The following is a 23887-nucleotide window of genomic DNA, read 5'->3' on the forward strand; positions in this document are numbered from 1 at the left end:
ATATTTGATTACTTTAATTTATGAAATGAAAAAACTTTACTTTTTACTTATTGGATTTTGTTTATTTGGAACTGTTAATGCTCAGGTTATAAATATACCGGACGGCAATTTTAAGAATAAATTACTAGAATCAAGTGCAGACAATTACATTGCAACTAATAGTGATGGTAAAGGAATTAAAATTGATAGTAATAATGATAATGAAATACAAAGAGACGAAGCTTTAGTAGTACAAGGATTGAGACTTGATGGTGCTGGCATTTCTGATTTTGATGGTTTAGAATATTTTATAAATATTAAAATTTTAGAATTCAACTTTAATAAAATCACTAGCTTCGATGCAAGTAAATATATTTTTATTAAGGAACTGAATTGTTTTGGAAACGAATTAATTGATTTGAATTTGACAGGCCTGAAAGATCTTGAAACTTTGAGATGCTCGTCAAATAAAATAGAAATATTAGATCTATCTGGATTAACTAATTTAAAATTTTTAGATTGTAATAATAATAGTGTTACTCATTTGGAATTTACAGACAATTCTAATATTGGATATATAAATTGTTCTGTAAATCCGATTAAATCTTTAGATGTATCAGGACATACCAAATTAATTTCTTTGTTATGTATTATGAATAATTTAAGTGCAATTAACTTATCAAACTGTACCTACTTGTCTCAGTTAGATTGTTCTGATAATAAACTTACAACACTTGATCTTTCAAGTTGTTATAATTTATCTCAACTTAACTGCAGCTTTAATCTCCTTGAATCTTTATATATTAAAAATAATTTTACATCAAACTACAATTATTATATTAGTTTCAATCCAACATTAAAATATATATGTGCAGATGATAGTGAAGTACTCGATTTTCAATATAGGGCTAATAATTTAGGTTATAACTGCACTGTGAACTCCTATTGTTCTTTTAGACCGGGCGGAGTTTCTTATACAATTAAAGGAAAATCTAAAGTAGATGCAGATAATAACGGTTGTACTATAAATGCTGCTGTTTATAATAATTTGAAGTTTAAAATAACTGAGGGGACTAATACAGGAAACTTTATTTCAGATTCATCTGGAAATTATTCAATGCCTATTCAAGCAGGAACTCATACAATAACTCCAATTATTGAAAATTCTAATTATTTCAACATTTCTCCAAATTCCATAAATGTTACTTTTCCAGCACAAACGAGCCCTTATAATCAAGATTTTTGTGTTACTCCTAATGGCGTTCATAACGATTTAGAAGTGACAATTTTACCGCTTATTCCTGCAAGACCAGGATTTGATGCAACTTATAAAATCATATATAAAAATAAAGGAACAACAATACAATCTGCTATGGTGGTTTTAACCTTTAATGATGAAGTTTTAGATTACGTTTCTGCAACACCAAATTTTGATAATCAAATAACCAACAAATTAACTTGGAATTATTCTGACTTACGATCTTTTGAAACCAGGGAAATCAATGTTACATTGAATGTAAATTCTCCTATGGAAACTCCTGCGGTGAATAATGGAGATCGATTGAGTTTTAATGCGTTGATTACTCCTATAACCTCTGATGAAAGACCAGTAGATAATTCATTTGCTTTGCGCCAAAGCGTGGTGGGTTCTTTTGATCCTAATGACAAAACCTGTTTAGAAGGAGATGTTCTCACTCCAGAGTTGATAGGGGATTATGTGCATTATTTAATCCGATTTGAAAATACAGGGAATTATGCTGCTCAAAATATTGTCGTGAAAGATTTAATTGATTTAAGCAAATTTGATATTTCAACTTTAGTACAGACAAAAGCCAGTCACGAATTTATGACTAAAATATCCCATGGAAATAAAGTAGAATTCATTTTCGAAAACATCAATTTACCTTTTGACGACGCTACAAATGATGGGTATATAGCTTTCAAGATTAAAACATTGCCAACGCTGGTAACTGGAGATTCATTTACTAATGAAGCTAATATTTATTTTGATTATAATTTCCCGATTATTACAAATAAAGCGACATCTACTTTTAAAACGCTTGGAACTCAAGATTTTGAGTTTTCAGATTATTTTAGTGTATATCCAAATCCAGTTCACGATATTTTAAATATTGGAACAAAAAATACTATTGAGCTTAAGACCATGACGATTTATGATCTTTTAGGACAGTTAGTTATTGCAGTTCCAAATGCTCAGAGTATTTCAAAAATAGATGTTTCAAAATTAACCATTGGAATTTATTTCTTAAAAATGAATACCGATAAGGGAACTTCCAGCTTTAAATTTATTAAAAAATAAAAATTCAATTTATGAAGCAAATCTACTTTTCGGTTTTCTTATTATTTATATGTGCTTCCCTTCAGGCGCAAATTGTTACTATTCCAGATGTTAATTTTAAAAATAAATTACTTTCATCAAATAGCACAAATTCGGTTGCATACGATAGTAGTTTTAATTTTATTAAAATAGATGCTAATAATAATGGCGAAATTGAGGTCGAAGAAGCGTTAAAAGTAAGTAGGCTGCAAATTGCTAATTCAAATATTTTTGATTTTTCAGGAATTGAGAAATTTGCTAATTTGAAGTATTTATACTGTTCAAATAATAAGGCAACAACTTTAAATATTTCAGGTTTAAAAAATTTATATTTATTGGATTGTGAAAACAATATGTTGTCACAGTTAATTACTTCAAATTGTTCCAATCTATTTGATCTTAAGTTAGGAAGTAATCCACTAACATCATTAAATTTATCAGGTTGTAGTTCAATAGTAACATTAAACTATTTTGGTTCAAAATTAGAAGATTTAAATGTTACAGATTGTGTGAGCTTATTTACGTTAAATATTGGAAATAATTTATTAAAGACACTTGATTTGAGGACATTATCTTCTCTTACAAATCTGAATGTAAATAATAATAAATTAGAAAATATTCTTTTTAATGAAACCGATAGTGTCCTTACTTATATAAGTTGCTCGGGAAATTTACTTACAGATATTAGAATTTCAAATATGCAATATTTGACTGAAATAGATTGCTCCTTTAATAAAATCATTGCAATAACTTTGAAGAATTTGTCGAAATTTACTACTATAAATTGCGTAAATAATCAATTAGTAACTTTAAATGTTGAGAATACTAAAATTTTGGAGAATATATATTGTAGTAATAATCTACTTGAAATTATCGATTTGACTTCATTCTCAATGTTAAGACGATTATATTGTGACAGTAATCAATTAAAAACGATTAATGCTAATAATTTAAGTCATTTAGAAGTTTTTCATTGCAGTAATAATATCATTGGTTCATTATTTTTAAAAAATGGAAGTTATCAATATGATACTGATTTTAGCAACAACCTAAATTTGGAATACATATGTACAGATGAAGGATTGGAAGCTTCTACTTTTCAAAGATTAATTGATTCCTATGGTTATAAAAATTGTGAAATTAATTCGTATTGTAATTTTAATCCTGGAGGAATTTTCTTTGAGATGCAAGGAAAAATTATTTTAGACAGCAATAAGGACGGATGTAATGCTTCGGATTTTGGGTATTCAAATTTAAAGTTTTCCGTTTCAGATGGAAATGAGGTAGGTAATGTTATTACAAATGCATTAGGTAAATATTACATTCCTGTGCAAAAGGGAAATTACACGATTACTCCAATCCTTCAAAACTCAAATTATTTTACAATTTCACCAACTTCTATGTCTATTGCTTTTCCAGCGCAAACCAGTCCTTTTAATCAAGATTTTTGTGTTACTCCAAACGGTATTCATTACGATTTACAAGTGACGATTTTGCCGCTTATTCCAGCAAGACCAGGATTTGATGCAACTTATAAAATCATATATAAAAATAAAGGAACAACGATGCAATCTGGTTCGGTTGTTTTAACTTTTAATGACGAAGTTTTAGATTACGTTTCTTCAATACCAATTTTTGATAATCAAATTACCAACAAACTAACTTGGAATTATTCGGAATTACGATCTTTTGAAACTAGAGAAATCAATATCACGTTAAATGTAAATTCTCCTATGGAAACTCCCGCAGTGAATAATGGAGATCGTTTGAGTTTTAATGCTTTGATTACTCCTGTAACTACGGATGAAAGGCCAGTAGACAATTCATTTGCTTTACGCCAAAGCGTGGTGGGTTCTTTTGATCCTAATGACAAAACCTGTTTAGAAGGAGATGTTCTCACTCCAGAGTTGATAGGGGAATATGTGCATTATTTAATCCGTTTTGAAAACACAGGAAATTATGCCGCTCAAAATATTGTAGTAAAAGATTTAATTGATTTATCCAAGTTTGATATTTCAACTTTAGTACCAACAAAAGCCAGTGACGAATTTGTGACTAAAATATCTGAGGGAAATAAAGTGGAATTCATATTCGAAAACATCAATTTGCCTTTTGACGACGCTACAAATGATGGTTATATAGCTTTCAAAATTAAAACATTACCAACGCTGGTAACTGGGGATTCATTTACTAATGAGGCTAATATATATTTTGATTACAATTTCCCAATCCTGACTAATAAGGCAACATCTACTTTTAAAACGCTAGGCACTCAAGATTTTGAATTTTCAGATTATTTTAGTGTGTATCCAAATCCACTAATTGATGTTTTAAATATTGGAACTAAAAATACTATTCAGCTAAAGACCATGGCGATTTATGATGTTTTAGGACAATTAGTTATTGCCGTTCCAAATGCTCAGAATATTTCAAAAATAGATATTTCAAAATTGTCAATTGGTAATTATTTCTTGAAAATGAATACTGATAAGGGAACTTCAAGCTTTAAAATTATTAAAAAGTAAAAATTATTCAGATGAAAAAACTATACTTTCTACTATTGTGTTTTTTATTTTTCACTACTGCAAAAGCACAAATTGTTGCTTTGCCTGACGCTACATTTAAAGAGAAATTAGTGTTATCTGGAAAAGGTCAATATTTATATGTTGCTAAAAATTTAAGTGGTGTTTATTTTGAAGTTGACGCAAATAAAGATGGAGAAATTCAAACTATTGAGGCTTTACAAGTCAGTTATTTGAATGTTATTGGTTCGACAATTATTGATTTAACGGGTATTTTGAGTTTTAAAAATCTTGAAATTTTGTGTTGTAATAATAATAAAATTGCAGCATTAGACATTAAAGGTTTAGCGAGTATGAAAGATGTAATATGCAGTAATAACCAGCTAAAATCATTAAATATTGATGGATTGATTAATTTGACACATATTGATTGTTCTTACAATCAACTGAACTCTTTGAATTTAGATAATTTACCAAGTATGACCGAATTAAATTGTGGTAAAAATAATATTACTACACTAAATACAAACGATTTAATTAATCTATAGGGATTAAATTGTTGGGGAAATCAACTAGAGTCTTTGTTTCTGAAAAATGGGAAAGAACAAGGAAGTGTTAACTTTAATGAAAACCCAAATCTTGAATTTATTTGTGCAGATGAATCAGAATTAGGTTGGTTGCAAAAAAATGTCATTGCTATGGGATATGAGTATTGCGTGGTAAACTCCTATTGTTCATTTAATCCCGGCGGTACTTTTTATACTATTAAGGGAAATAGCAAATTTGATGTCTTCGGTGATGGTTGTGATGAGACAGATAAAAATTATCCCAATTTAAACTTTTCCGTTTTTAACGGGGCAACCAAAGGGAATATAATATCTTATAAGTTGGGTTTGTATGCGATTCCAGTACAAGCAGGGAATTATACAATTACTCCAATTTTAGAAAACTCATCCTATTTCAATATTTCACCTGCTTCTTTGAATGTGAATTTTCCATCACAAACGAGTCCTTATACTCACGATTTTTGTATTGCCCCAAACGGTGTTCATAAAGATCTTGAAGTGACTATTTTATCAACTATTCCTGCAAGACCATGCTTTGATGCTAACTATAAAAACATTTATAAAAATAAGGGAACAAGTACACAATCTGGTTCCGTTTCTTTGACCTTTAATGATGCTCTTTTAGATTTTGTTTCGGCTGAGCCAAATGTGAATAGTCAAATCATAGACAAGCTGAGTTGGGATTATAGTAGTCTTTTACCTTTTGAAACTCGTGAAATTACAGTAATCCTAAATGTAAATTCTCCTATGGAAACTCCTGCAGTGAATATTGCAGATCGTTTGAGTTTTAATGCCTTAATCACTCCTGTAACAGGAGATGAAAAGCCGGTAGACAATTCATTTGCTTTGCGCCAAATTGTAGTGGGGTCTTTTGATCCTAATGATAAAACCTGTTTAGAAGGCGATATAATTACTCCAGAATTGATTGGGGAATATGTCCATTATTTGATTCGTTTTGAAAATACGGGAAATTATCCTGCTCAAAACATTGTGGTGAAAGATTTAATTGATTTAAGTAAATTTGATATTTCAACTTTAGTACCAACAAAAGCGAGTCACGATTTTGTAACCAAATTATCCCAAGGAAATAAAGGCGAATTTATATTTGAAAATATCAATTTGCCTTTTGACGACGCTACAAACGATGGGTATATCGCTTTTAAAATTAAAACCTTGCCAACGCTTGTAACGGATGATTCTTTTACCAATGAAGCTAATATTTATTTTGATTATAATTTTCCAATTCTCATTAATAAAGCGACTTCTACTTTTAAAACTTTAGGGATTACGGATTTTGCGTTTTCGGATTATTTTAGCGTGTATCCAAATCCTGCGAATGATATCTTAAATATTAATAATAAAGGATCTATTGAAGTACAATCAATTGCTGTTCTGGATATTTTAGGACAATTAGTTATTGCTGTTCCAAATGCTCAGAATATTTCAAAAGTAGATGTATCAAAATTGTCAACTGGTAATTATTTCTTGAAAATGAATACTGATAAGGGAACATCAAATATGAAGTTTATAAAAAACTAAAAAAGAAATAATTTTCAAATAGCTAAACTGCTTGGTCAATTCGAGCAGTTTTTTTGTGTTTTGAAATCAAAAAGTCATCTCTAGCCCTGATTGAAGCAAGTATCCTTTTGTGGCGTTTTCGTAACAAAAGATACTGTGGAAAGCAGGAGGGAAGTGGATTTAAAGTAAAATGTTGTGCTCCTAAAAAATCAGTTGCTATCTCTTTAACGAGAAATGAGATTTGAATTCTTTATTGATTCCGTCCTCAAGATAGATTACCCTAAACCAATAATCAGTGGCAGGCATGGCTTGACTATTGTAGGTTCCGTCCCAACCGAAATCAATGGAGTTTATTTGTTTTAAAAATTTCCCATAACGGTCAAAAATGGTAATCGAAGGATTGTATTTACTGTTGAAACCAGTGATTTTCCAAGTGTCGTTATGGCCATCTCCGTTTGGTGTAAAGAATTTTGGATAGCCTATTACGATGACTTGGTAACTTAAATCAGTACAGCCTTCAGTATCTACAATTCGTATAGTATGTGTCCCTGGAGTAACTTCAGAGAAAACGTTTGATTCTTGAAAAGGACTTTGGTCCAGCTGATACTCATAGTTTGCAGTTCCTTCAACAACTGAAATAGTCAGGTTTGCATAATCAGTAAAGGCATTCGTTTGTGTTATTTTAAATGTTGTTGTGTTAGACAAGGTTTCAGTAACTATTGCTTCAACGAGTGTTGAACTGCAATTAGTAGATTTATTTGTAGCCAAAACAGAATAGGTTCCTTTTTGGGTAGCTTCAAAAGTGCTTTGTGTAGCATTTAATATTATAATCCCATCTAAAAACCATTCAAAATTATGAGTTGCATTATTTAGTTTGCTGTCTAGAGGGTAAGACTGGATTACGCGATTTGAGTTTTTATCGACACATATTTTACCATCTGTCAAAAGCGGAATTGGTTTTGATTTTACTGAAATCGTCAGTTTTGTTTGATTCGCACATTTTCCTGAGTTTGGGGTAAATGTGTATTCAGTAGTTGTAGTATTGTTTGGAGCAGGCGACCAAGTCCCATTGATGTTGTTAATTGATTGTGATGGAAGTGCGACAAGTGCTTCGCCAGAACAGATAGGAGCGATGGCTGTAAATGTAGGAGTTGTTTTTTGATTTACAACAATCGTTAGTTTGGCCGTATTAGCACATTGTCCTGCATTTGGAGTAAATGTATATTCGGTAGTTGCAGTATTGTTTAAAGCAGGCGACCAAGTTCCACTGATGTTGCTAATTGATTGTGATGGAAGTGCAGCAAGTGCTTCGCCAGAACAGATAGGAGCAACAGCAGTAAATGTTGGCGTTGTTTTTTGGTTTACAACAATCGTTAATTTTGCCGTATTAGCACATTGTCCCGAATTTGGAGTAAATGTATATTCAGTAGTTGCAGTATTGTTTAAAGCAGGCGACCAAGTTCCATTGATGTTGCTAATTGATTGTGATGGAAGTGCAGCAAGTGCTTCGCCAGAACAGATAGGAGTAACAGCAGTAAATGTTGGCGTTGTTTTTTGATTTACAATTATGGTTAATTTGGCTGAGTTAGCACATTGTCCCACATTTGGTGTAAAGGTGTATTCAGTAGTTGCAGTATTGTTTAAAGCAGGCAACCAAGTTCCATTGATGTTGTTAATTGATTGTGATGGAAGTGCAGCAAGTGCTTCGCCAGAACAGATAGGAGCAACAGCAGTAAATGTTGGCGTTGTTTTTTGATTTACAATTATGGTTAATTTGGCTGAGTTAGCACATTGTCTCGCATTTGGTGTAAAGGTGTATTCAGTTGTGGCAGTATTGTTTAACGGAGGCGACCAAGTTCCATTGATGCTGTTATTGGACTGTATTGGCAAAGATGCGAGAGTTTCTCCTTCACAAACAGGAGCAACAGCGGTAAATGTTGGAATCGTTCCTGGATTTACAGTAATGGATCCATTTAAAGTTGCATTTGGAGAACATCCTCCTGATGTAGTTATCGTATAATTATAGGTTCCCGAAACGCTTGGGGTACCTTCAATTTTAAATTGATTTCCAACTAAACTTGTCGTTACACCATTAGGCAAACTTCCAGAAGTAATAGATACAGTAGTTGCGCCACCGCCAATTGTATAAATAACATTCGAAATAACTTCGTTCTCACATATTTGCTGCGAACTAGGACCTTGAGTGAGACTTAATGTTGGACTAACTAAGCAACTATCAAGTGCACAGGTTATTGAAGTGGGGCCAAAACATTCTGCTGGTGTTCCAATTGGAGTTACTGTTATTACAACAGTTTCACCCAGAGGAACATTTTGAACAGTATAGGAATAAACTTTGCCAACGAATCCAACGTCAACAGCTGTACTGCTTCCTATTTTATAGGCGACAGAAAACTCCGCTTTTCCTAAAGCCAGCCAATCAAAAGTGATAGAATTAGAAGTTTTTGCTCCACAATAAAGATAGGGAGCTGCAAGGGTACTGAATTGAATATTTATTTCATCATTTACAGGACAAGTCGTCCCAAAAGGAAAGGCTTGAACAGAGTATAAACCTGATTGATTTACCGTAATTTTTGGTCCGTTTTGTCCTAGAATTATGTTCCCATTATAACGCCATTCATGAATTTCAGTAGCACTTAATCCCGAATTTAACTCATAGTCTGAAGTACTACATATTTTCAAGTCTGGGCCTAAGTTAATCCCTGATGAACTAAAACTTGCCCCTTTTATAAATACGGCAGAATCGTAATTATTATCTCCAACATTAGCGATGGCTAATTTGATATGATATGTTTGGCCGCATTGTAAATCTGAATTTGCTGATAAAACTTTTGTAAATCCATCGTATTGAATAGTAGTTCCTCCGTCATTGTTTACATAATACGAGCAGTATTCACAAGGACCTAAATTTGCATTTCCATTATTCAAATTATTAATAGACACGGGTAATGTAGTGCTGGGTATCAAAGCTATATTTTTTGCGCCTCCAGAAAAAGTTCCAGTGATTCCCGGACCACTCAAAAAGAAACCAAAATTATCATTATAAGAATCATTAACAAATTCGGGATATTCCTCAGAAGCAAAGACAAAATTAAAGCTTAATTTATTTCCGGTGGGAACGAAATCGAATTCCAGAATTGCAACGTTTTTAATCAATTGATTATTAGATAAAGTGTACAAATCAGTATCACCTTCTAATGGATCTGAAGTCGGTAAAGTCGCTAGACTTCTATCATTTGGACCCACAGCAATTGCAGCATTTCCAGTACTTAAAATGATTCCTTTGTCAATTCCAATCGCAGTAGAAGCTCCATTAGTAAACAAGCCTAATTGATCGGTAATAGTATTGCCCTTCACTATTGAACCATTAAATTTAATATTCGAAACATTAATTCCTTGTCCTACCACCACGCTCTTTACTAATTGTTGTGGAGTTTGTGAGGTAGTATTGATTACTAATTGCGCATGGACGATACAATTAACAAGTACTAAAAATAAAAGAAGAATTCTTTTCATTCCTTAAATATTGGGCTATTGATATTATTACTGCTAAAATGGAATGCCCCGAAACCTCATTTTACGAAGACAAATATAGGTAACAGAATAATGCTATTTTTCTGATTTTTATAAATTATAATAAAAACCGTCAAATAAAAGGCAATGGAAAGTGTTTGTGAAAAAAAATGCACTTACACTTGCCAATATACTAACGCAGTTCATTTTTATTTAGCTTTTTTTAATGACAATTTTCTTATATTTACGATCACGATACATTCCTATGAAAAACAGCTACTTTATAATTATTTCTCTTTGCATTTGTGCAATTGCCAATGCTCAAACAATTAATTTTCCTGATGCAAATTTTAAGGCAAGATTGCTGGAATCTAATTCGGCTAACAACATTGCCAGGAATTCGCTAAACAACTATTTCAAAATAGATGAAAATAATGATGGAGAAATCCAAAAATCTGAAGCTTTAAAGGTTTTCTCGCTGGATGTCTCTAACTATAGAACTATTACTACTCTTTCTGGAATTGAAAATTTTACAAATTTAAAATTTTTAGACTGTTCCTCTAATGTAATTGAAGATTTAGATGCTAGGCCGCTTACTAATCTGCAAACTTTAATATGTTCTTCGAATAGATTTATATCCTTGAATATTGCAGGATTGAGTAATCTAAACAGATTGGTTGCAGAATCTATATTATTAACGAATATCGATTTATCAGGGCTTCAAAACCTAAAAGAAATTGAATTTAATAATGGCACGTTGACGAGTTTAGATTTAAAAGGGTTAATTAGTTTAGAATCTATTAGTTGTAGATATAATCAATTGAAGTCAATAAGTAATATTTCAGATTGTATAAATTTGAAAAAAATGTACACTGAAAATAATTTAATTGAAAATCTAAATGTGCAAGGTTGCGTAAATTTAGAAAGTTTGATTTGCCGGTATAATAAAATTACAAGTTTGAATATTTCCGGATTACCAAAATTAAGGTATTTGGAGGCTGGAGGTGAATCTTTAACCGCTATTGAATTGAACGGGATAAGTAATATTGAACAATTACATGTAGACTATAGTAATTTAACCACTTTAGACCTCTCTCAATACATAAAATTGAAGTATGTAAGTAGTCTTTTCAATGCTAAACTTACTACAATTTTTGCCAAAAATGGAATGTCTGAAAGTATCGATTTTTACAGATGTCCAGTTTTGAAATATATTTGTGCTGATGAAAGTCAATTTGAAAACATAAAAAATACAATTGATTTATATCAAGATAAGAATGTCAATTATAACTCCTATTGCTCTTTTACACCTGGTGGTATATTTTACACCATTAAAGGTAAAACCACTTTAGATAGCAACAACAATGGTCAGGATAATTCTAATGTAAATTATCCGAATTTAAATTTTTCAATCACAGATGGAACTACCAAGGGAAGTATAATTTCAAATAGTTCTAAAGAATATGCTATTTATGTGGGGGAGGGAACGCAAACTATTACTCCTATATTAGAAAATATAAACTATTTTAAAGTTTCTCCCGCAACGGTCAACATCAGTTTCCCAGCATTAACAAGTCCATTTACTCAAGATTTTTTGATTGCTCCTAATGGAAATCATAATGACTTAGAAGTAAAATTATTACCACTCCTACCTGCTAGGCCAGGATTTGATGCTACTTATACTATTGTATATAAAAACAAGGGTACTACAACACTTTCGGGCACTGTTGTTTTAAACTTTAATGATGCTGTTTTGGATTACGTCTCCGCCGTTCCAGTTATCAATAGACAAGTTATGGATCAACTTACTTGGGACTACAGCAATTTAAAACCCTTTGAAATCAGGGAAATTACCATAACGCTTAATGTTAACTCTCCCATGGAAACGCCTGCAGTAAATATTGGAGACCGTTTGAGTTTTAATGCGCTAATTAATCCAGTTACTACTGATGAGAAAATAGTTGATAATTCTTCGGCTTTACGCCAAAGTGTGGTTGGCTCTTTTGATCCAAATGATAAAACATGTTTAGAGGGAGATATTGTCACTCCAGATTTGATAGGAGAATATGTAAATTATGTAATTCGTTTTGAAAACACAGGTACCTATCCAGCCGAAAATATTGTAGTAAAAGATATAATTGATTTGTCAAAATTTGACATTTCAACTCTGATTCCCATCAAAGCGAGTCACTCCTACAGTTCTAAAATTTCTGAAGGTAACAAAGTTGAATTTATCTTCGAAAAAATTAACCTTCCTTTTGACAATGCCAACAATGATGGATATATCGCTTTTAAAATAAAAACGTTACCAACATTAATGCTTGGTGATTCTTTTGCAAATGAAGCTTCTATTTATTTTGATTATAACTTTCCAATAGTGACCAATAAAGCTACATCAACATTCAAATCATTAGCCGTAGAAGATTTTGATTTTTCTAGTTTTTTTAAAATTTACCCTAATCCAGTAGATACCGAATTACATATTACTGCAAAAAATGAAATTGAGGTTCAATCTATAGCAATCTATGATATTTTGGGACAAATAATACTCGCATTGCCTGATGCTCAAAAGAGTTCCACCATTGATGTTGCGAAATTGACAACCGGTACTTATTTTTTGAAAATCAAAACCGATAAAGGATTCTCCAATTCAAAATTCCTTAAAAAGTAAAAAGCGACAAAATAATAAAGAGCATCTAACCGTATTGTATTCCAATAGAAGACGAGCGAAACGGCTTATTTTCAAAAGAATACATTCAATTGCTAGACCTCCTTAAGTATTACCATTTACTGATTTACTAATTTTTTGGATAAAATTTTTATTTTTTCATAAATAATCAATTACTTTTGCACCCGTTATCACGAATCCTGCAATAGGATAGCAACCTGCAACAACAAGCAAGGTGCTAAAACGATAAGCCAAATCCTTTGGAAAAAATGTTGTTTACATTCCCATTTTTAGCTTTGTTTTTCGTCATAATTTTTAATTGTAAATTATTTTTATGACTTTATTTTCAAAAGACAAAGGAAATGCCTTTGCATTAATTCCTTTATTTATTTTTATTTTTACTTTTTTAGGAGCAGGAATTATTCTAAAAGATTTTTATGCTTTTCCATCGCCAGTGGCTGTTCTGGTGGGTATTATTGCTGCTTTTTTGTTATTCAAATCTTCAACTGACGTTAAAGTTGCTACACTAATTGCAGGATGTGGAGAAAGCAAAATCATGACTATGTGTTTAATTTATTTATTGGCCGGCGCTTTCGCGGTGGTAAGTAAAGCGATGGGCGGGGTTGATGCCGTAGTTAATTTTGGAATAAATACTATCGACGTAGCTTATTTTCCTTTAGGAATTTTCTTGATTGCTTCTTTTTTATCAACTGCTACAGGAACTTCAGTAGGTGCGATTGTAGCTATTGGTCCTATAGCGGTTGCATTAGCTGATAAAAGTGGTGCCTCATTACCTTTGATTTCAGGTGCTTTATTGGGCGGCTCGATGTTAGGTGACAATCTTTCCATGATTTCTGATACTACGATCGCAGCAACGCAGTCATTAGGATGTGATCTAAAAGACAAGTTCAAAATTAACTTGTTTATTGCTTTTCCAGCTGCAGTTTTTACTATTCTGGTTTTCTTTTATCTTGGTTTGAAGTCGGATATTGTGACCGTTGCCATTGCAAAAAATGATTTTTCATGGATAGCAATTGTACCTTACATTTTAGTAATCATATTAGCGGTTGTGGGTGTTAATGTATTTTCAACATTGCTTATTGGTACTTTATTAGCAGGTATAATTGGATATTTTAGTGGTTCATTTACGCTAATGGAGTTTACGCAAAAGATATATGAAGGCTTTACTAGTATGACTGATATTTTCTTATTGTCTATGCTTACCGGAGGTTTAGCTGCCATGGTAGATAAAGCGGGCGGAATAACGTATTTATTAGTTCAGATTAAAAAAAGAATTAAAAGTAAAAAATCAGCTCAAGCGGGAATTGGCGCTATAGTTGGTTTTGCTAATTTAGCGATAGCGAATAATACGGTTTCTATTGTAATTACAGGGCCGATTGCTAAAGAAATTAATGATGAATACAATTTAAATCCTAAAAAAACGGCTGCAATTCTGGATATTTTTTCGTGTATAATTCAAGGGATTTTACCTTATGGTGCTCAAGTATTGCTTATATTGAGCTACGCTAACGGGAAATTAGATTTCTTTGATTTAATTAGTAATGCTTGGTATCATTTATTTTTATTAGTTTTCACATTAGTGGCTATTTACAGTTCGTTTTGGGATAAATGGACAAAACGATTCTTTAAAATTTAAGAATTGAATTTTGACTGTTATTGCTTTTGAATTTTTTTTAAAAAGGGAATTATTATATATTTGACGAGTGTTAGATAGCCCTGATAGCAGTGAAAATCCTTTTATGTGAGCGGGAGCGATCATAAAAGATTGAAACGGATAGCAGGAATAGCTCCAAATAAAATTTAAACTAATTTTTAAATATGAAATTACTAGAAGGAAAAGTTGCCATAATTACAGGTGCGAGTCGCGGAATTGGGAAAGGAATTGCTGAAGTTTTTGCAAAACATGGTGCAAATGTTGCCTTTACTTACAGCTCTTCTGTAGAATCGGCTTTGGTATTGGAAAACGAATTGAACGCTCTTGGAATTAAAGCTAAAGGATATCAATCAAATGCTGCCGATTTTAATGAGGCCCAAATTTTTGTTGATGCTGTTTTAGCTGAATTTGGAACGGTTGATATTCTAATAAACAATGCTGGAATTACTAAAGACAATCTATTGATGCGTATGTCTGAAAGCGATTTTGATCAAGTAATTGATGTCAACTTGAAATCGGTTTTTAATATGACAAAAGCCATTCAACGTACTTTCCTGAAACAACGATCTGGCTCGATAATAAATATGAGTTCAGTTGTAGGTGTAAAAGGAAATGCAGGACAGACTAATTATGCTGCTTCTAAAGCGGGAGTTATCGGTTTTTCTAAATCTGTAGCACTAGAATTAGGATCACGTAACATTCGTTGCAATGTAATTGCTCCAGGTTTTATAGAAACAGAAATGACAGCTAAATTAAACGAAGATATTGTAAAAGGATGGAGAGACGGAATTCCGTTGAAACGTGGCGGAACGACTAAAGATGTTGCCAACGCCTGTCTTTTCTTTGCCTCAGATATGAGTGCTTACGTGACTGGACAAGTTATGAATGTTTGCGGAGGAATGCTTACTTAAAAAAGTTATCAGTTTTCAGTAATCAGTAAGATGAGAACTGAACACTGAACACTGAACACTGAACATTGCTAAAATATGACAACAACTACCTTGCTACTATTACTTCTTTCTATACTATTAGCTGGCAGTTTGTCGTTTTTTCAATACATCTACAAAGCTAAAAACAAATCGAAAATCGGTTGGTTTTTGGCTTTTTTGCGTTTTTCATCCATTTTTGTAATTTTATTGTTGTTGATCAATCCAATAATAACCAGAAATACATTGGAAACTGTAAAAACACCTTTACCGATTGTTGTTGACAATTCAAGTTCTATTTCTTTTTTGAATGCCAATGAAAAAGCATTGGTATTGTATAAAAAAATACAATCAAACTCGGATTTACAACAGAAATTTGACGTGCAATCGTATCAATTTTCAGATGATTTTGAACCAACAGAAATATTTGATTTTAAAGGAATCCAAACGAATATTGATGTTGTAGCTAAAAATCTAAAAAGTATTTATAAAAACGCAATCTATCCAACTGTTTTAATTACGGATGGAAATCAAACTTCGGGGAATGATTATATCTATAGTTTTGATGTTGCGAATAAAGTATTTCCAGTGATTGTAGGTGATACAACGACTTTTTTAGATTTTAAAATCAATCAGCTGAACGTTAATAAATACGCTTTTCAAAAAAATAAATTTCCTGTAGAAGCTTTTTTGCACTATTCAGGAACTAATAGTATAACTGCTGAATTTGTAATATCTCAAGGCAAGTCGGTATTTAGTAAACAATCGATTACCTTTTCTCCCTCCAAAAAAACGGCAAAAGTAAGTGTTCTTTTACCGGCTGATAAAATAGGATTACAGGTTTTTAAAGCTACTATCACATCAAAAGAAAAGGAAAAAAACACGTATAATAACACCAAGAATTTTGCGGTTGAAGTTATTGACCAAAAAACAAATATTGTCATAATTTCAGCCATAAATCATCCTGATTTAGGTGCGCTAAAAAGAGCGATTGAATCCAATGTACAGCGTAAAGTAACAATCGTTAAACCAGATGAAGTCAAAACATTGCAGGATTTTAATGTTTTAATTTTATACCAGCCAACAACTGAATTCAAAACCATTTTTGAGAATAATAAAGGTGCGGGAATCAATACGTTTATTATTACTGGTAACAACACCGATTTCAATTTTCTGAATCAGCAACAGAATAATTTGAGCTTTAAAATGAGTGGACAAAAAGAAGATTATTTGTCAGTTTTTAATGCGCAGTTTAATTTGTTTGCAGCTGACAATATCGGGTTTGAAAATTTACCGCCTTTGCAAAACGCTTTTGGAAACGTAACTACAAAAGGAGCGGTGTCTGTTTTGCTTTCGTCCAAAATTAGAAATATAGATACTAATTCACCTTTATTGGCTTTTACAGAAAATCAAGGCAGGCGAGACGCTTATCTTTTGGGAGAAAATAGTTGGAAATGGCGTTTGCAAACGCATGTCAACAATCAATCTTTTGAAAAATATGATATTTTAATCGATAAGATTATTCAATTTTTAGCTTCGAATAATTCTAAAAAATCACTGGTTGTTGAGCATGAAAGTTTTTATAATTCCGGTGAAACCATTGAAATAACTGCGCAATTTTTCAATAAAAATTATGAGTTTGATGAAAAAGCCCGTTTGACTATTGCGGTAACAAATACCAAAACCAGGCAAACAAAAAATTACGATTTACTAAAAGATAATAATTCCTTTAAAGTCAATCTTGACGGATTGAAAGCCGGTTCTTATGCGTTTACAGTAAAAGAATTGAATTCTAAAACGACCTATTCCAGTAGTTTTGAAATTCTTGATTTTGATATTGAAAATCAATTTGTCAATCCCGATGTCGAAAAATTAACACAATTAGCGACGCAAACACAAGGAAAAGTATTTTTTCCCGATCAAGTCGATGCATTGGTTAAAATGCTTTTGGAAAACGACGAATATAGAGCAGTACAAAAGAATAGTGTTACTAAAACGCCTTTAATTGATTGGATTTGGTTATTGGTTTTAATTTTAATTTTGCTGGCAACTGAATGGTTTGTTCGAAAATACAACGGATTACTGTAATACAATTAAATACTATGGATTTTAGACTGAAAGTGTTTTATACCGTTGCCAATCGTTTGAGTTTCACAAAAGCTGCAACGGAATTGTTTATCACGCAACCCGCGATTTCAAAACACATTCAGGAATTAGAGGAGCAATATAAAATTAAATTATTTGATAGAAATGGTTCTAAAACCACACTGACTACTGCTGGTGAAGTTTTATTAAAGCACACCAAAAACATTTTTGAAGTTTACCGCGAAATAGATTTTGATATGAGCACGCTGATTAATCAACGTGCAGGATTGTTGCGATTAGGAGCCAGTACAACTATTTCACAGTATATAATTCCGCCACTTTTAGCTCGTTTCCATAAAAAATTACAAGATGTAAAAGTGAATTTACTAAATGGAAACACGGAACAAATAGAAAATGCTTTGTTAAAACAGGAGATTGAAATAGGTATTGTAGAAGGGCAATCAAAAAATAAATCCATTAAATATACGGAGTTTTTAAAAGACGAATTGGTTTTAGTCTGTAAGAGTTCCAATCCATTAGTTAGTATTGAAGAAGTGACTCAAAATGATCTTAAAAGGATGCGTTTTTTAATGCGGGAACAAGGTTCAGGAACACTTGAAGTAATTGAACATGCGTTGAAACCATTTAAAATTAAACTATCAGAACTACAAATCGAAATGCAATTAGGTAGTACCGAAAGCATAAAATCCTATTTGATGAACTCTGATTGTGTGGCTTTTATATCCATTCATGCGGTAAGAAAAGAACTTGCAAACAATGAATTGGCCATACTTGACATAAAAGACCTAATTATAGAACGATTCTTTTATATCATTACGTTACAAGGAAAAACGGATTCTCTATCGGATTTGTTCATCCAGAATATTTACAATAATTATAATTTAAAGTTATAGCAGATCATAATTTACGATTGGCATAAATAGATTTATCTTTTCACCTTTGTGATGTAATAATTCAACAACTTTACATTGGAAACGCATCAAAAAGTAATTCAAAAAGAATCTTTTATTTTTTTTAAAGTAAATGCCACATTGCAGCAACTCATTTTTGTTGTGTTGCTGTTGTTTTGTACCACAATTTTTGTTTCCCCGCCAATTGCTTTAGTGTTGGGATTAATTGTCGCCAATCTTTTTGGACATCCATTTTTAGAATTGAATCATAAAGCCACAAATTACTTATTGCAATTTTCAGTAGTTGGTTTAGGATTTGGAATGAATGTTCACAGTGCTGTTGCTGCAGGAAAAGAAGGCTTCTTATTTACGGTACTTTCTATTTTTAGTACTTTGATTTTAGGAACTTTTCTTGGTAAATGGTTTAAAACCGAAAAGAAAACAACGCATTTGATTTCTTGTGGCACTGCAATTTGCGGTGGCAGTGCCATTGCAGCGATTGCTCCTATTATCAAATCCAATGAAAAACAAACCTCAGTTGCTTTAGGAGTGATATTCATTCTGAATTCGGTTGCACTTTTTTTATTTCCTGCCGTGGGTCATTGGTTGGATTTATCACAAAAAGAGTTTGGATTATGGTGCGCCATTGCCATTCATGATACCAGTTCTGTGGTAGGAGCAGCCAGTAAATTTGGTCCTGAAGCATTGCAGATAGCCACTACAGTAAAATTAGCCCGTGCTTTGTGGATTATTCCTGTGGCATTAATTACTGCATTTTTTTTCAAAAATAAATCGGGAAAAATAAAAATCCCTTATTTTATTGGATTTTTTATTGTGGCTATGATTGCCAATACGTATTTGCCACAAATAAGTAATTTTGGACCGCATTTGGTTTCAGTTGCTAAAATAGGTCTGACAGTAACTTTGTTCCTAATTGGAGCGGGATTGAATAGAACTGTTCTAAAATCGGTAGGATTTAAACCGCTCTCGCAAGGAATTTTGCTGTGGACATTTATAGCAATCGCAACTTTGATCTCAATTATTTATCTTAAATAGTTTTATGATGAAAGGTTTTTCGCTTTATAACATGAAATTGCAGTCGGAGATAATCATACAAAAGGGCAAACAATAGAAAAGTGGCGGCCACAAAAAGTGTTTTCATTTTCAATAAATCATAAAGAAAACCACCTGCAAAACAGCCGATAAAAAAGAATAAAATAATGGATAATCTCAGATAGATACTGGTTTTTAATTTTTTCTTTTCTTCGGGTTTTTTATAGAAAAACAATTGAGATAATTCAATACCTAAATCGGTAAAAAGCCCAGTTAAATGTGTTGTTCGGACCGTTGATTGAGAGATTTTGGTTACCAAAGAGTTTTGTATTCCCATAGCAAAAAGCATCGAAAAAGCAATCCATTTTCCATCAATGCGGGATAAGTCGGATTGTGTTCCAAAGATTCCAACACCAATCAAAACAATCATTTCCAATGCAATAGGAATGACGTGAGATAAATTGGGGTGTTTTTTGGAAATTAATTCCGCTAAAAAATTAGAAATAAAAGCACCAAACAAAAAGAAAATAGTGAATACAAAAAAGGTAATGGCGGCGGTATAATCCCGTTTCATGAATTCTTCTGCGAAATAGGCGAAATGTCCCGTAACATTGGTAGTTAAAGTTTGAATAGACAAAACACCCGTAACATTTACAATTCCGGCAACAAAAGACAATAAAGTGGCTAAACGAAGATTGTGAATAAAAGTTCTGTTTTTTCCTTGATGTCGAAACATATATGTAGTTTTCTTTTTTAATTAACAGAATCTTAAACCCAATTTTTTTTAATAACGATTTAAAGAAATACATTTGTACTTCAAAAAAATAAATTTAATGAAAAATTTTAAAATTAGACCTACACTTATTACTTTATCTGTTCTTGGAGTTGCTATTTTTCTTTTGTCATGGGGCGTTATTGGTCATGAACGAATCAATAGAGCGGCAGTAATGGCACTTCCAAAACCATTACAAGCATTTTTTTACAATCACATTGATTTTATCACACAAGGATCTACCGTTCCGGATTTGAGAAGAAATGTTTTGAATGATAAAGCGGAGCCTCCACGTCATTATTTTGATATGGAGAATTTTGGTGCAGTGGAAACTTTTCCTAAAACAATGGAAGAAGCGAACCTGAAATATGAGGAGAAATTTTTGACGAAAAACGGAATTTTACCTTGGTACATTCAGGATATGATGGTCAAATTGACTAAAGCTTTCAAGGATAAAAGAAAGAATGAAATATTATTCATCGCAGCTGATTTAGGACATTACATTGCTGATGCGCACATGCCATTGCATACTTCGGACAATCATGACGGACAAAATACCAATCAAAAAGGAATTCATTCTTTGTGGGAAAGTCGTTTGCCTGAATTGTTTGCCAAAGATTATAAGCTTAATGTACCGCAAGGAAAATATTTAGAGAATGTAGAGAAAGCAACTTGGGATATCATTTTTGACACCCACAGTTTAGTAAAGCCTTTATTGGATACTGATAAAAAATTAAGAACTGCAACTGCGGAAAACAAAATGTATGTAACGGATGCAGCTGGAAATGTGGTGAAAAACAAATACGGCGGAACGTTATATTCTGATGAATATGCTGCTAAATTACACACGGATTTGAATGGAATGGTCGAACAACAAATGAAAAAAGCCATTACTGCCACAGCAAGTTTTTGGTACACAGCATGGGTAAATGCGGGAAAACCGGATTTAAGTAATCTTGATGCTACTGAACTGACAAAGCGCAATAGTAAAACTTTAAAAAAGGATTTAAAAACTTTTGAAAAAGGAAACCTTTTTGGTTTGACAAACGAAAAAGAATAACATTATATTTCCAATTAGAAAACGGGTGAGACATTGATTTCACCCGTTTTTTTATGCTAATTAATTTTTTGATAATTCTTTTTCTTCAATATATCCGATGCCGTTTGATAGTAAGAAATGGTTTCGTTAACTAAATCAGCTCTTTCTTTTTTAAGCGGTATTTGATCATAAAATATTTGAAAATCAGGAGCTACTTTTTGGTTGGGTTTTAAAGTCAATTGAAATTGTTTTACGGTTTGTTTTGGGGAGATAATCGTCAAAACATTGTCTTTTATCAATCCTAAATCCTGGTATGTGGCAATCAAAGCTCGTGGTTTATAGTCTTGTTTTAGAACATCCTGTCCATAAAATTTACTTTGATAATCAAAATTTAACAAACCGAATAGAGTTGGCATTACATCAATTTGCGACATCAGATTGGTGTATTTTCTTGGTTCAACAAAACCTGGACTATAAATTATTGCCGGAATTCTATATTTATCAGCAGGAAGTTCTGTTTTTCCTGCACTGGAAGCACAATGATCAGCAAGAATTACAAAAACGGTATTGGTAAACCAAGGCTGTTTTTTGGCCATTTCAAAGAACTTTTTCATCGCATAATCGGTATACTTTACACCGCCATCACGTGATTTTGCATCTCCGGGAATGTCAATTTTTCCATTTGGATACGTAAATGGTCTGTGATTGCTCACAGTCATAATGTGGTTGAAGAACGGCTTATTTGCTGTTGCTTCTTTATTCATTTCCTTAATGGCTTTGTTGTACATATCGTCATCACATACACCCCAAATATTAGCGAAAGTTATTTCATTGGGTTCAAATGTTTTTTTATCTACAATTTCATATCCATTTCCTGAAAAGAAATCTCCCATATTATCAAAAAAGGAATCGCCGCCGTACATGAATTTTACAGCATAACCTTTTTGTTTAAAGATGCCTCCGGTAGAAAATTTGTTTTTATTGTCTTCTCGTTTTACCACACTTTCACCAGCTGTAGGAGGAAAGCATAAAGTAACGGCTTCAAGACCGCGAACCGTTCTGTTTCCAACGGCATAAAGGTTGGTGAAAACTAAACTTTTGGTTGCTAAACTGTCTAAAAACGGAGTAATATTCTTTTCGTTGCCATACATTTTCATAAACTCAGCGCTGTAGCTTTCAATAGTAATCAAAACCACATTTTTGTGATTTTCGGCAGCTTCATTTTTTATTTCTCTTAAAGTTGTTTCTCCTGAAATATTAGGAATTTGTTTTTGTAATTGAGCAAAAGCTTGATTATTTGGAACTGTTTTATAAAATTTAAAATAATCCAATTCGCTTTTCATAAATGCTACATAAAATTTATACAAACCGTTGGCCTGTAATTCATTGGCAAATATATTTTGAGAATTTTCTTTGACAGATAAAGCGGGAATTGCTAATAATGATAATCCGAAAAGCAGCAGGTAAATTCCGGAAATTTTGATTTTTTGTACAAAAACAGGAATACTTTCAATATAATTTTTTGATTTTTTTACAATAAAATAAGTTACAATTCCTGCAATAATAAATAGCGCTGAAAACAACGGAATAACAGGATAAGATTCCATGATATTTCCGATAACTTCATTAGTATAAACCAAATAATTTACTGCGATAAAATTATATCTCACCCCAAATTCATTCCAAAAGAAATACTCGCTGATTGCGTTTTGCAGAATTAAAATTACGTAGAGGAAAATGACGAAGGAAAATAACCAAAGTCTGATTTGGTTTCTATATTTTGGTAAGAAAAGTAACAGTCCAAACAATATTGTTTTTATCGAAATAAAGACAGTTACAATTTTTGGTAAAGCACTACCATATTCGTTGAGTATCGTGTTTCCAAATGAAACGTAAAGTATCAAGGCTATTAATAATCCAAAAATTAGATATCCGTAGGGTTTGTAATATTTTGCATTGGATATGAAAATAAGATACAACCACAAAAATCCACTGACTAAAATAAAAATAAAAATATCAGAAATCAATCCTAAAACAAATAGGGAAAGCGTATCTACCCAAATAAATGATGTTTGTGTTATGGGATGAAAGAAAAGTGTAACTCTTACAATAAAACTTACACTAATGTAAAACAGTAATAAATAATAAAATGGATTGGCTTTTTGCAACAATTTCATAATGATAAATTTAAAAACAAAAGTATACATAATTTTTATTGTTATTTTTTAAGAACTGCTTAATATTTTATCAAAATTAATATTAGCTTAAAATCAAATTTAGTGAGGTTTTTTTAAGAATAAAATG

14 protein-coding genes and 1 riboswitch are annotated in these 23887 nt (G+C 32.0%); of the genes, 11 read left to right on the forward strand and 3 right to left on the reverse strand.

Annotated features, from left to right (window positions below):
* The first annotated feature begins 25 nt into the window (after positions 1-25).
* The 4 genes from ACP7AT_RS07355 to ACP7AT_RS07370 are packed head-to-tail and all read left to right on the forward strand — an operon-like array spanning position 26 to position 6944.
* A complete protein-coding gene (locus ACP7AT_RS07355) occupies positions 26-2299 on the forward strand; it encodes a DUF7619 domain-containing protein (RefSeq protein WP_426063692.1) in 2274 nt (757 codons plus the stop codon).
* An 11-nt stretch (positions 2300-2310) separates the two neighbouring features.
* Positions 2311-4842: a DUF7619 domain-containing protein gene (locus ACP7AT_RS07360; RefSeq protein ID WP_426063693.1), complete on the forward strand. Its 2532-nt coding sequence runs from the start codon at positions 2311-2313 to the stop codon at positions 4840-4842.
* A gap of 11 nt (positions 4843-4853) precedes the next feature.
* Entirely contained in the window at positions 4854-5387 is a 534-nt protein-coding gene (locus tag ACP7AT_RS07365) for a hypothetical protein (protein ID WP_426063694.1), read from the forward strand.
* A gap of 33 nt (positions 5388-5420) precedes the next feature.
* Complete coding sequence (locus tag ACP7AT_RS07370; RefSeq protein ID WP_426063695.1) at positions 5421-6944, forward strand: DUF7619 domain-containing protein; 1524 nt, start codon at positions 5421-5423, stop codon at positions 6942-6944.
* A gap of 195 nt (positions 6945-7139) precedes the next feature.
* On the opposite strand, the gene ACP7AT_RS07375 is transcribed toward ACP7AT_RS07370, so the two are convergent.
* Positions 7140-10457, reverse strand: a complete 3318-nt coding sequence (locus ACP7AT_RS07375) for a choice-of-anchor L domain-containing protein (RefSeq protein WP_426063696.1) — start codon at positions 10455-10457, stop codon at positions 7140-7142.
* Between the two features lie 262 nt (positions 10458-10719).
* Here ACP7AT_RS07375 and ACP7AT_RS07380 point away from each other — a divergent pair, with 262 nt between their 5' ends.
* The 6 genes from ACP7AT_RS07380 (at position 10720) to ACP7AT_RS07405 (ending at position 19775) form a co-directional block, all read left to right on the forward strand.
* Positions 10720-13125, forward strand: coding sequence for a DUF7619 domain-containing protein (locus tag ACP7AT_RS07380; RefSeq protein WP_426063697.1), 2406 nt, complete (start codon positions 10720-10722; stop codon positions 13123-13125).
* A 180-nt stretch (positions 13126-13305) separates the two neighbouring features.
* Positions 13306-13402, forward strand: a riboswitch (SAM-I-IV-variant riboswitch).
* A gap of 54 nt (positions 13403-13456) precedes the next feature.
* On the forward strand, positions 13457-14779 hold the full coding sequence (locus ACP7AT_RS07385) for a Na+/H+ antiporter NhaC family protein (protein WP_426063698.1): 1323 nt from the start codon (positions 13457-13459) through the stop codon (positions 14777-14779).
* A gap of 182 nt (positions 14780-14961) precedes the next feature.
* Entirely contained in the window at positions 14962-15708 is a 747-nt protein-coding gene (fabG, locus tag ACP7AT_RS07390) for a 3-oxoacyl-[acyl-carrier-protein] reductase (RefSeq protein WP_426063699.1), read from the forward strand.
* A 75-nt stretch (positions 15709-15783) separates the two neighbouring features.
* Positions 15784-17811: a hypothetical protein gene (locus tag ACP7AT_RS07395; RefSeq protein ID WP_426063700.1), complete on the forward strand. Its 2028-nt coding sequence runs from the start codon at positions 15784-15786 to the stop codon at positions 17809-17811.
* A gap of 14 nt (positions 17812-17825) precedes the next feature.
* Positions 17826-18722, forward strand: coding sequence for a LysR substrate-binding domain-containing protein (locus ACP7AT_RS07400; RefSeq protein WP_426063701.1), 897 nt, complete (start codon positions 17826-17828; stop codon positions 18720-18722).
* 75 nt (positions 18723-18797) lie between these two features.
* The gene (locus ACP7AT_RS07405) at positions 18798-19775 is read left to right on the forward strand and encodes a YeiH family protein (RefSeq protein WP_426063702.1); all 978 of its coding nucleotides are present in this window, start codon (positions 18798-18800) and stop codon (positions 19773-19775) included.
* Here the strand turns inward: ACP7AT_RS07405 and ACP7AT_RS07410 are convergent.
* Complete coding sequence (locus ACP7AT_RS07410; protein ID WP_426063703.1) at positions 19768-20508, reverse strand: YoaK family protein; 741 nt, start codon at positions 20506-20508, stop codon at positions 19768-19770. The two genes, ACP7AT_RS07405 and ACP7AT_RS07410, sit on opposite strands and share 8 nt — an antisense overlap.
* 97 nt (positions 20509-20605) lie before the next feature.
* Here ACP7AT_RS07410 and ACP7AT_RS07415 point away from each other — a divergent pair, with 97 nt between their 5' ends.
* Positions 20606-21604: a zinc dependent phospholipase C family protein gene (locus ACP7AT_RS07415; protein ID WP_426063704.1), complete on the forward strand. Its 999-nt coding sequence runs from the start codon at positions 20606-20608 to the stop codon at positions 21602-21604.
* A gap of 56 nt (positions 21605-21660) precedes the next feature.
* Here ACP7AT_RS07415 and ACP7AT_RS07420 read toward each other — a convergent pair whose 3' ends face one another.
* The gene (locus tag ACP7AT_RS07420) at positions 21661-23760 is read right to left on the reverse strand and encodes an LTA synthase family protein (protein ID WP_426063705.1); all 2100 of its coding nucleotides are present in this window, start codon (positions 23758-23760) and stop codon (positions 21661-21663) included.
* Positions 23761-23887 lie beyond the last annotated feature (127 nt).

Origin of the sequence: Flavobacterium sp. DSP2-3-1 (assembly GCF_049896865.1) — a bacterium.
Classification (GTDB): domain Bacteria; phylum Bacteroidota; class Bacteroidia; order Flavobacteriales; family Flavobacteriaceae; genus Flavobacterium.

Coding starts and splice junctions, on each gene's coding strand:
- ACP7AT_RS07355 (WP_426063692.1), top strand. CDS start 26: ATGAAAAAACTTTACTTTTTACTTATTGGATTTTGTTTATTTGGAACT.
- ACP7AT_RS07360 (WP_426063693.1), top strand. CDS start 2,311: ATGAAGCAAATCTACTTTTCGGTTTTCTTATTATTTATATGTGCTTCC.
- ACP7AT_RS07365 (WP_426063694.1), top strand. CDS start 4,854: ATGAAAAAACTATACTTTCTACTATTGTGTTTTTTATTTTTCACTACT.
- ACP7AT_RS07375 (WP_426063696.1), bottom strand. CDS start 10,457: ATGAAAAGAATTCTTCTTTTATTTTTAGTACTTGTTAATTGTATCGTC.
- ACP7AT_RS07380 (WP_426063697.1), top strand. CDS start 10,720: ATGAAAAACAGCTACTTTATAATTATTTCTCTTTGCATTTGTGCAATT.
- ACP7AT_RS07385 (WP_426063698.1), top strand. CDS start 13,457: ATGACTTTATTTTCAAAAGACAAAGGAAATGCCTTTGCATTAATTCCT.
- fabG (WP_426063699.1), top strand. CDS start 14,962: ATGAAATTACTAGAAGGAAAAGTTGCCATAATTACAGGTGCGAGTCGC.
- ACP7AT_RS07395 (WP_426063700.1), top strand. CDS start 15,784: ATGACAACAACTACCTTGCTACTATTACTTCTTTCTATACTATTAGCT.
- ACP7AT_RS07400 (WP_426063701.1), top strand. CDS start 17,826: ATGGATTTTAGACTGAAAGTGTTTTATACCGTTGCCAATCGTTTGAGT.
- ACP7AT_RS07410 (WP_426063703.1), bottom strand. CDS start 20,508: ATGTTTCGACATCAAGGAAAAAACAGAACTTTTATTCACAATCTTCGT.
- ACP7AT_RS07415 (WP_426063704.1), top strand. CDS start 20,606: ATGAAAAATTTTAAAATTAGACCTACACTTATTACTTTATCTGTTCTT.
- ACP7AT_RS07420 (WP_426063705.1), bottom strand. CDS start 23,760: ATGAAATTGTTGCAAAAAGCCAATCCATTTTATTATTTATTACTGTTT.